A 9,907-nucleotide genomic window follows, 5' to 3' on the forward strand; every position below is an offset into this window, starting at 1 on the left:
GAAGGCAACGAGGAGCGCGCCAAACGCTTCCCGAATGCCATGCTCACGACCGCCACGCACGACCACAAGCGCGGCGAAGACGTCCGTGCGCGGATCGCGGCGTTAAGCGAGATCCCCGACGAGTGGGCTGCAACGTTGAAAAGCTGGTCGACGTTGAACACGCCGCAGCGTCGCATCCTGAATGCCGATGAAAACGACTGGGCGCCAGGTGCTGCCGCCGAAGCGATGCTTTATCAGACGCTCGTAGGCTGCTGGCCGCCTACGCTTTCTCCCGACAACGAAGCCGGCGTCAAGGAACTTGCCGAGCGCGTGAGTGCGTGGCAGTTGAAGGGGATGCGCGAAGCCAAGTTGCGCACGAGCTGGTTCGCGCCCGACGAAGCCTATGAAAACGCATGCCGCGATTTTCTTTTCGATATCCTCGCGCCCCAACGCCGCGATGGCTTCCTCGGCGAGTTGCCGGCGTTCGTCGCGCGGATTGCGAAAACCGGCGCCATTAACAGTTTCCAGCAGACGTTGTTGCGGCTGACATCGCCGGGCGTGCCGGATCTTTATCAGGGCACCGAACTATGGGATTTCAGTCTCGTCGATCCCGACAATCGCCGTCCCGTGGACTTCGAGCAGCGGCGCACGTGGCTTGCTGAAGGCGAGGCGCAGGGTGCGCCATCGGAACAGTTGCAGAATTGGGAAGATGGCCGCGTGAAGCTTGGTATCGTGCGTCGCGCGCTTGCCTTGCGGGCGCATTCACCAGCGCTTTTCGAGCAGGGTTCGTACATACCGCTGAAAGTGGAAGGTGCGCATGCGGATAGCGTTGTCGCGTATGCGCGGCACGCGGGAAGCGCATACGTGATCGTGATCGCGACGCGCTTGGCCGACGCATTGCTCGCTGAAAACGATACCGCGCTGCCCCTGGTCGATGCCGCCCATTGGGGCGACACGGCGGTCGTGTTGCCGGAAGCGCTGGCTTCGCGGGCGTTGTTCGACTGGCTGAGCCCGAACGCGCCCAAGTCCGATGGTCAGCGCCTGTTCATGCGCGATGCGCTGGCTTCAATGCCGGTTGCATTGCTGATGGAAGAAGGCGTACCGCGGGTCTGATGAATCAACGCGGAGGAAGCGGAAGGATCAATCCGCTTCTTCTGCAACCTCTTCATGCGGATAGACGCGAACGAGCACGATGCGCGGTCCGTTCATCTTCTTCACGACGATATCGAAACGATCGAAACCCACGCGCTGGCCTTCGCTAGGCAGATCGCCCAGCGCATTGATCACGAGCCCGCCAACAGACTCCGACTGACCTTCGTCGATATCGATCCCCAACGCCCGTTCCAGCGATACCACCGGCAAGCTGCCCTTGCCCATCAGCGTGCCATCGTCCATGCGTGACCAGTCGGCATCGCCTTGACGAAACTCGTCGTGAATCTGGCCAACGAGCGCGCCCAGCAGGTTGTCGAGCGTGAGGAAACCTATCGGCTTCTCGCCCTTGCGGCCGACGAGCGCAAAGTGCGGCGCGCCCTTGCGGAAACGCCTGAACAATTCGAGCGCTGAAAGATTGCCGGCTACGTATTGAACCGGGCGCACGTGGCGCTCGAGGGAATCCTGCTTCGTGTCCTGTCGCGTCAGGCCGTGGAGAAGGCCGCGCCCGGCGCCATCGCGTGCGAGCAGCAGGTCTTTCAAGTGGATCATGCCGAGCACACGTTCGCTGGTCGCATCGGCAAAAAGCGGATAGCGGCTGAAACGATGGCGCGCGATCACCTGCATGTTGTCGCGCATCGGCAGGTCGTTGCGCAGGCCGACCATCTCGTGGCTTGGACGCATCAGGTCGGACACCGTCATGCGGCTGAAATCCAGCGAATGCGCAATGGTGTTCCATTCGTCGGCGTTGTAGCTGGAATCTGCATGCGAACTCGAAATCCCCAGCGTGTCCGGCGTGGTCGACGCCCCGGTCAACCGCCGGCCGCGCAGGATCAGCTTGAGTTCGTCAGTGGAATAGTGGGCGTCGCCCCCATGTTCGCCGCTCAGCCCAAACAGGCGCAGCACGAAATTCGCGCTCGAATTGAGCACCCAGATGAACGGGTACATCGCCCAGTAGAAGCCGTAGAGCGGCATGGCCACCCACAAACCGACCTGTTCGGCACGCCGGATCGCCCACGATTTCGGCGCAAGTTCGCCGACCACGATGTGCAGAAAGGAAATGCAGGAGAAAGCGAAGAACAGGGAGACTGCATCTATCAGCTTCGCTGATTCGATGCCCGCCAGCGCGAAAAGCGGATGCAATAACGCGGCGAAAGCCGGCTCGCCGAGCCAGCCGAGCCCGAGCGACGCAAGCGTGATGCCGAGCTGACACGCCGACAAATACGCGTCCAGCTTGCCATGAACCTTCGCGAGCAGGCGTCCGGGCAAACCGTTCGACCGTGCGATGGCCTGGACGCGCGTGGCGCGCAGCTTGACCAGCCCGAACTCGGCCGCGACGAAAAACCCGTTCAGCGCGACGAGCAACAAGGCACCAATTAGCGCGACAACCTGATTCAAAGCAACTTGCTCCACAAGAGAAAACGCCAGTATAGAGGCGCAAGCTGCTCGAAAGTTAAATCAGGTGCCGCTCAACGGGACGCGCAGTTTGAGCGTGACGTTGGCGTCATCGGTTACGTCGTCGTGTTCAAACGTGCCGCCATGCGCTTCGGCTACGCGCTTGCAGAGCGCCAGTCCCCACGCAATGCGCGCCGCTTCGCGAGGCAAGGTCGCCTGCTTGCGTGCGAATGCTTCGAGCGCGTGCGGCAAATCGGGATCGGTAAGCGCTTTCACCGATGCCGTAAAACTGACAATAGCGACGAACGCGCCGTCTTCCACGCGCGCTTCGGTAATCACCGTCGATCCGGCCGCGCTGCCCTCCGTGGCGAACGCGAGCATGAGCCACAGCGCCTGCGTGAGCCGTTCGTTATCGCCGATGATCTGCTCTTCCGCCAGCGCCGATTCCAACTGCAGCGACACTTCACGGGCGGTCGCGAGGCTCGCTCGTGCTTCGCCCGCCGCGTGCTCCAGCAACGGACGCAGCGCGAGCGGAACGCGGTTCAGCGCGAGTGTCTTGGTCTCGGCGCGGGTTGTATCGATGGATTGCTCGATCAGCTTCACCTGCTGCTCGACGCCCGAGCGGAGACCACCCAGGGCGCGCTGGGCGGAGGCATCGGCGGTATCGACCTTGCGCTCGAGCACGTAACCCCAGCTATGAATGGCGTTCAGTGGTCCGCGCAAGTCGTGCGATACCACGCCCAGCACGTGATCGCGCATGAACAGCGCCGCTTCGGCGCGCAAGTGGGCGGTGCGTTCGTCCGTCTGCTTCTGCTGCGTCTGCGCGGCCGTATCCAGGCTGCACGGCGACACGATCAGCGTCACGCTGTCCTTGCCGGGCAGCGCGAGGATGCTGAAAGCGCGCGTGCCGCCCTCCTCAATCGATACCCGCGCACGCCGGACGCTGCCTGCGTCGAGCGCGGCATCGGCGGCTTCGGCAAGCACCGCGATGAGCGGCTTTGGCAAAGGGGTATCGGCAAGCGCCTGGCCCTCGAACGCGCGGGCGTCGAGGTCGAACAGATGCGTGAGAACGGTGTCGGCTGAGAGGCAGCGCTGCGCGGCATTCAGGACAAGCACGCCATCCGTGCCCGCGACCGGCGCTTCAGGACGGGGAGCGCGCCCCGTTTCGACCGTGCCTGAGAAAGACGTTGTCACGATTGGAAATCCTTGAGCGTTGATAAATGCGAGGACCTTGCCCGGTTTTATCGAGATGACTGGCCATTATAGGGGAGTGCCTAAGGCCTCTCGATCCGGGGCAAGTCAGCCTCACGCGATTAATTACAGGATAACGGCCAGAGTGTGCAGCAAACGCCGTGCACGCTTCGCCGGATGTGACGATGCGCCCGAAAGCCCTACAATACCGGTTTCGATTTCAGCCGGCGATGAAGCCGGCGTACACAAGGAGAGAAACATGGCGATTGTGACGACAGACTCGGGCCTCAAGTATGAAGACCTGGTCGTGGGTGAAGGTGCGGATGCCGTCGCCGGGAAGACGGTCAGCGTGCATTACACGGGCTGGCTGACCGACGGCCAGAAGTTCGACTCGAGCCATGACCGCAACGATCCGTTCGCGTTCGTGCTGGGCGGCGGCATGGTCATCAAGGGCTGGGATGAAGGCGTACAGGGCATGAAGGTCGGCGGCAAGCGCAAGCTGACGATTCCGCCGCAACTCGGCTACGGCGTGCGCGGCGCGGGCGGCGTGATTCCGCCGAATGCCACGCTGGTCTTCGATGTGGAATTGCTGGACGTTTGATTTTTTTCGATAGCGGGGTCCGGGATCGAATCCCGACCCCGCTGTCGAATTACTGGCCGTCCAAACCGCGTTCCAGATCCCCACGAATATCCCCGGCGTTTTCCAGTCCCACCGCAAGCCGGATCAACCCCTCCCGAATCCCTGCGGCCTCACGAACTTCCGGCGTCAAGCGACCGTGCGTGGTCGTGGATGGATGCGTGATCGTCGTGCGTGTATCGCCGAGATTACCGGTGATCGAGCAGATCTTCGTAGAATCGATCACGCGCCACGCGTTCGCCCGCTGCTCTTCCCGCGTCGCGCCCTTCAGCTCGAACGACACGATCGCCCCGCCCGCCTTCTGCTGTTTTTTCGCAATCGCGTACTGCGGATGCGACTCGAGCCCCGGATAAAACACGCGCTCGATAGCCGGATGCGTTTCCAGCCAGCGCGCGATCTCCAGCGCATTCGACGACTGTTTCTCCACCCGCAGCGAGAGCGTTTCCATGCCCTTGAGCAATACCCACGCGTTGAACGCGGACAAGGTCGGGCCCGCGCTGCGCACGAACGGGAAGACCTTTTCCATGATGAACTGCTTTGATCCGACGAGCGCGCCGCCGAGCACTCGGCCCTGCCCGTCGAGGAACTTGGTGGCCGAATGCATCACGACGTCCGCGCCGAGCTTCAAGGGTTGCTGCAACGCCGGGCTGCAGAAACAGTTATCGACGACGAACAGCGCGCCCACTTCCTTCGATATCTTCCCGATCGCTTCAATGTCGGCGATCTCGGTCAGCGGATTCGACGGCGTCTCGAGGAAGAACATCTTCGTTTCAGGGCGCACGGCGGCGCGCCATTCATCGAGATTGGTCGGATCGACGAACGTGGTCGTAATGCCGAACTTGGTGAAGATCTGCGAGAACATGCCAACCGTCGATCCAAACAGGCTCTTCGAGCTGACCAGATGGTCGCCCTGCTGCATGGAGCACATCACTACCGACATGATCGCGGCCATCCCCGACGCCGTCGCCATGCATGCCTCGCCGCCTTCGAGCGCGGCCAGGCGCTTTTGAAACATCGCGACGGTCGGGTTCGTGAAGCGCGAGTACGTGTAAGCCTCTTCAGCGTTCTTGAAGCTTTCCGCGGCGTGCGCGGCGCTTTCGAACACGAAACTCGATGTCAGGAAAATCGCTTCCGAATGCTCGTTGAAGTCGCTGCGAAGGGTTCCCGCGCGCACGGCGAGCGTGTCGAAGTTGAGGTTGTCGTCCATGTTCGTATCGTCCATTCTTTCCATCTCTTCCATTCGTGGTGGCCCGGCCGCATTCAAAAACCGGGACGCAAAAAAACCCGCTTCTGCGTCTGCATGAGCGGGCTCGGTGCGAAAAAGCCTGTAGCGTCGCCGGGAAGGGAGTCGATGTTCGTCGGATCTCTCCACCGGTTCGCTTTAGCTGTTTCGGGTTCCGATTGATGAAGCCATCGAAACCCGCGTCCGCAAGCTGATCTCAAATCGACGCAAACCCAATCCTATCACGCGTTTTCGCGCGCTGCAGCCAACCGCGTCATTCCACCGACAACTGCAAGTGCAACTGCGAACGCGATACACCGCCTTCCATTGCTTCACTTGCGGCGTCGCGATCCGACTGTGCGGACGGCGCAAGACGCGCCGTTTCCAGACGGTCGAGATAGGCTTCGTTGATATCGCCGGTGATGTAGTTGCCATCGAAACACGATGCATCGAATTCCTTCAGCGCCGGGTTGATGTCCCGAATGGCCTGCTTCAGATCCGCGACGTCCTGATACACCAGATGATCCGCGCCGATCATGCGCGCGACTTCGTCGTCCGAACGGCCATGCGCAACGAGTTCGCCGCGCGTGGGCATGTCGATGCCATATACGTTCGGGAACTTCACCGGCGGCGCAGCGGACGCGAAAATCACTTTCGCGGCGCCGGCATCGCGCGCCATCTGTACGATTTCGTGCGATGTGGTTCCACGAACGATGGAATCATCCACGATCAACACGTTCTTGCCCTTGAACTCGATCGCCATGGCATTGAGTTTCTGGCGCACCGACTTCTTGCGCACGGCCTGGCCCGGCATGATGAATGTGCGGCCAACATAGCGATTCTTGAAGAAACCCTCGCGATACTCCACGCCCAGCTTTGCGGCCACTTGCATGGCGGCGGGACGCGACGAATCCGGAATCGGCATCACCACGTCGATAGCCACGTCCGGCAGCACGCGCTTGATCTTCTCGGCGAGGTAATCGCCCATGCGCAGGCGCGCGTTGTAGACCGGCACGCCGTCGAGGCACGAATCCGGACGCGCGAGATACACGAGTTCGAAGATGCAGGGGTTGAGGCTGGGGTTTTCGGCGCATTGCTGGCTGTGCAGGTTGCCGTCGTTATCGATGAAGATCGCTTCGCCCGGTTCCACGTCACGCACGAATTCGAAGCCGATACCTTCAACCGCCACCGATTCAGACGCGACCATCCATTCCACGCCCGTCGCCGTTTCCTGCTTGCCGAGGACCAGCGGACGAATGCCGAACGGATCGCGGAAAGCGACCAGCCCGTAGCCGGCGATCAGCGAAACGATCGCGTACGAACCCTTCACTCGCCTGTGGACGCCGCTCACCGCCTTGAACAGCGCAGCCGGATCGAGTTGCAGGCCGGAGCTCGACAACTGCAGTTCGTGGGCGAAGACGTTGAGCAGGACTTCCGTGTCGGACGCAGTGTTGATGTGCCGGCGATCGATCCGGAACATCTCTTCCTTCAATTGCGGCCAGTTGGTCAGGTTGCCGTTGTGGGCGAGGATGATGCCGAACGGCGCGTTCACGTAGAACGGCTGGGCTTCTTCTTCACTCGATGCCGACCCGGCCGTCGGGTAACGTACCTGGCCAATGCCGACATTGCCCGGCAGGCTGCGCATGTTGCGCGTGCGGAACACGTCGCGCACCATGCCGTTGGCCTTATGCATGTGGAAGTTGTTGCCGTCCGCCGTCGCGATGCCGGCTGCGTCCTGACCGCGGTGCTGCAGGAGCAGCAGGCTGTCATAGATCAACTGGTTGACGGGAGTCTGGGAAACTACGCCTACGATGCCGCACATGGCATTGGTCCTTCAAAGAGTCGAAACGGGTCGAAAGGGCATATCGGTGCAACGGTTCCAAAACACCTGCAAGGCATCTGGACTATGTGGATGTTGCGCCGAGCCTTCACGCAAATCCCGTGTAGCACGCCTTGGTCGTTATTGCGCAGGAGGCGCCGAAGGTTCTTGCGAGCCGTCCGGCGGGGTGCGCACGTACGCGGCGAGCGTATCGGGAAGCAGCGGTTTCAGTTCTCGCACGCCTTGTTCGACCGCGGGCCGGAACAACGCATTACGCCAGAAATCGTGTTGCGGCAGTTCGGTCAAGCCCGCCAGGGCGACCAGGATCACTACCAGAATTGCGCCTCGCACGAGGCCAAACAAAAGTCCAAGCGACCTGTCGATACCGCGCAGCCCGACCACTTCAGTCACACGCGAGAGCAACGCGCCAGCCACGCTCGATACCACCAGCACGGCCGCCACGATCAGCAGGAACGCGATCAGCCACTGTGTCAGCGCGCCGCCCGGCCAGTTCGCGGGGATATACGGCACGACAAGTCCGACAAATCGGCCCGCGACCAGCAAGGCCGCAATCCAGCCGATCAGGCCGAACACTTCGGCCAGCAAGCCACGCCACATTCCGCGCAGCGCGGAGAGGCCGATCACGGCCATCACCGCGTAGTCGAAACTGGTGAACATCAAATGCTAGTTCGCCGATGCGTTGTTGCCGCCGCCGCCCAAACCAGCCTGACGCACCTTGCCGAGCGCCGCCGATGCAGCCGCCCGGTCGGCAAACGGTCCCGCACGCAACAATGCGCGCGTCGTGCCGTCAGCTTCCTTCCGACGCTCAACATATGCGGGCACTCCCGCCGCCTTCAACTTGGCCACCCAACTTTGTGCGACGGCGTCTTCGTCGAAAGTACCGATCTGGATCACGAAACGGCTGCCGGCCGGCGATGCCGGGGTGTTCTTCTGAGCAGCGGCAGCCGCCGCCGGTGCGTCGACAGGCGGCTTTGCAGCTTGTACGGGTGGCGTTACTGGTGCGGTTACGGGCTTCTGCGCAGGAGCGGCGGGCACAGCGGCTTTCGCCTGTGCCTGCGTTTCGGCAGGCTTCGCAGCGGGCTTCGATTCCGGCTTCGACTCCTGCTTCGTCACCGGCGCGGCAGCAGTCGTCGCGTTGCCCGCGTCGCCGACCGGACTATCCGGCGCAACGCCCGCCTGGGTATCGGCTGGAGAATCGGTTGCCGGACCCGCCGCAGTATCGCTATGCGTGGTCTTTGGCAACGGCGCCGCGGGGCGCGTGGGAATGTCGATGGAAATGTCGTCGGTGACAGGCTTCGGATGCGAGTCCAGCACCATGGGCAGGACGATCACGGCGGCCGCGACCAGCGCAAGCGCACCTACCAGACGGCGGCGCGCACGCTGCTTTTCGGGCAGCGTAGGGTCGAGCATCATTGCATCGGCTTCGGGGCGGTCGCTGCGGCGCGTCCGGCGTTCCGTGCGGACGGTCTGACGCGAGCCGCGCGAGGAGTCGGAATAATCATCGCGACCCGAAGGCGCGTCGTCTTTCTTGCCGAACGAAAAAAAGGACATGGTTGGCTTGTGCGAGAGGCTGGCCGGCCGTCCGTTCAATGACGCTGCGATTTACGGTACGCCATTACACCGGCGACCGTATGGAAACTGCCGAAAACCAAAATTCTATCATTTTCGGACGCCCGCTTTAACGCATCTTGATAAGCGTCGGCCGGATTATTGAATTGTGTAACGCTGCTGTCGGCAGTGTCGTTGACGCCGGCATCGCGTAAAACGCTTTCGAGCGCCGCGCCCGAGGCTGCGCGTGGCAGCGGGAGCGCCGTCACGTTCCAATGGTCGATCTCGCCTTTCAGATGTTCCACAACGCCGGCGATGTCTTTATCGGACATGGCGCCGAACACGGCGTACGTGTATGGGAAGAAGCCCATGTTGCCGAGATTTTGCGCCAGAACGGCCGCTGCGTGCGGGTTATGGGCGACATCGAGGATCACTTGCGGCTTGCCCGGCACGACCTGGAAGCGTCCCGGCAGCTCCACGTTCGCCAGTCCCAGGCGGATATCCTGTGCGGAAACCGGGATCCGGTCGCGCAACGACTCAAGCGCCGCGAGCGCCGCCGACGTATTGATCAGTTGGTTGGCGCCCCGCAATGCGGGGTAAGCCAGCGCAGAGCGCCGCTGCGTCCGGCCGATGTAACTCCACTGCTGACGCTCGTTTCCGCCCTGCGCTTCATAGCGGAAATCGCGGCCTACCAGCCACAGGTCCGCGCCGATGGCCTTCGCGTGGTCGATCAGCGACTGCGGCGGCGACGGGTCGCCGCAGATCGCAGGCGTATCCGGACGGAAAATCCCGGCTTTCTCGAAGCCGATTTTTTCGCGTGTATCGCCGAGATATTCCGTATGGTCAATGTCGATGCTCGTCACGATCGCACAATCCGGATCGACGATATTCCCCGCGTCCAGCCGCCCGCCGAGCCCCACTTCGAGGATCACGGCATCCAGTTCGC

At 62.2% G+C, this 9,907-nt stretch carries 8 protein-coding genes and 1 pseudogene; 2 read left to right on the forward strand and 7 right to left on the reverse strand.

Annotated elements, in window-relative coordinates; translation table 11 throughout:
* Positions 1–1,092, forward strand: a pseudogene (locus tag ACFFAR_RS15070) (malto-oligosyltrehalose synthase); the annotation flags it as partial.
* Positions 1,093–1,119: 27 nt separating this feature from the next.
* Here the strand turns inward: ACFFAR_RS15070 and ACFFAR_RS15075 are convergent.
* Together ACFFAR_RS15075 and ACFFAR_RS15080 are read right to left on the reverse strand one after the other, a co-directional pair.
* Entirely contained in the window at positions 1,120–2,526 is a 1,407-nt protein-coding gene (locus ACFFAR_RS15075; protein ID WP_062172613.1) for a hemolysin family protein, read from the reverse strand.
* Positions 2,527–2,586: 60 nt separating this feature from the next.
* On the reverse strand, positions 2,587–3,717 hold the full coding sequence (locus ACFFAR_RS15080; RefSeq protein WP_375508068.1) for a sensor histidine kinase: 1,131 nt from the start codon (positions 3,715–3,717) through the stop codon (positions 2,587–2,589).
* A gap of 256 nt (positions 3,718–3,973) precedes the next feature.
* On the opposite strand from ACFFAR_RS15080, the gene ACFFAR_RS15085 reads away from it, so the two are divergent.
* A complete protein-coding gene (locus ACFFAR_RS15085) occupies positions 3,974–4,315 on the forward strand; it encodes an FKBP-type peptidyl-prolyl cis-trans isomerase (protein ID WP_056362764.1) in 342 nt (113 codons plus the stop codon).
* Between the two features lie 49 nt (positions 4,316–4,364).
* Here ACFFAR_RS15085 and ACFFAR_RS15090 read toward each other — a convergent pair whose 3' ends face one another.
* The 5 genes from ACFFAR_RS15090 to ACFFAR_RS15110 all read right to left on the reverse strand — a co-directional run.
* Entirely contained in the window at positions 4,365–5,558 is a 1,194-nt protein-coding gene (locus ACFFAR_RS15090) for an O-succinylhomoserine sulfhydrylase (RefSeq protein WP_062172611.1), read from the reverse strand.
* Positions 5,559–5,847: 289 nt separating this feature from the next.
* Positions 5,848–7,395 carry an amidophosphoribosyltransferase gene (gene purF, locus ACFFAR_RS15095; RefSeq protein ID WP_062002473.1) on the reverse strand — a complete coding sequence of 516 codons (1,548 nt, stop codon included), beginning with the start codon at positions 7,393–7,395 and terminating at the stop codon, positions 5,848–5,850.
* A gap of 138 nt (positions 7,396–7,533) precedes the next feature.
* On the reverse strand, positions 7,534–8,070 hold the full coding sequence (locus tag ACFFAR_RS15100; RefSeq protein ID WP_062002472.1) for a CvpA family protein: 537 nt from the start codon (positions 8,068–8,070) through the stop codon (positions 7,534–7,536).
* A gap of 6 nt (positions 8,071–8,076) precedes the next feature.
* Complete coding sequence (locus tag ACFFAR_RS15105; RefSeq protein WP_174363767.1) at positions 8,077–8,964, reverse strand: SPOR domain-containing protein; 888 nt, start codon at positions 8,962–8,964, stop codon at positions 8,077–8,079.
* A gap of 35 nt (positions 8,965–8,999) precedes the next feature.
* Positions 9,000–9,907 (reverse strand): bifunctional folylpolyglutamate synthase/dihydrofolate synthase (locus ACFFAR_RS15110; protein WP_375508069.1); only part of this gene is annotated, 908 nt, incomplete at its 5' end.

The organism is uncultured Caballeronia sp., assembly GCF_964243625.1.
Taxonomy (GTDB): domain Bacteria; phylum Pseudomonadota; class Gammaproteobacteria; order Burkholderiales; family Burkholderiaceae; genus Caballeronia.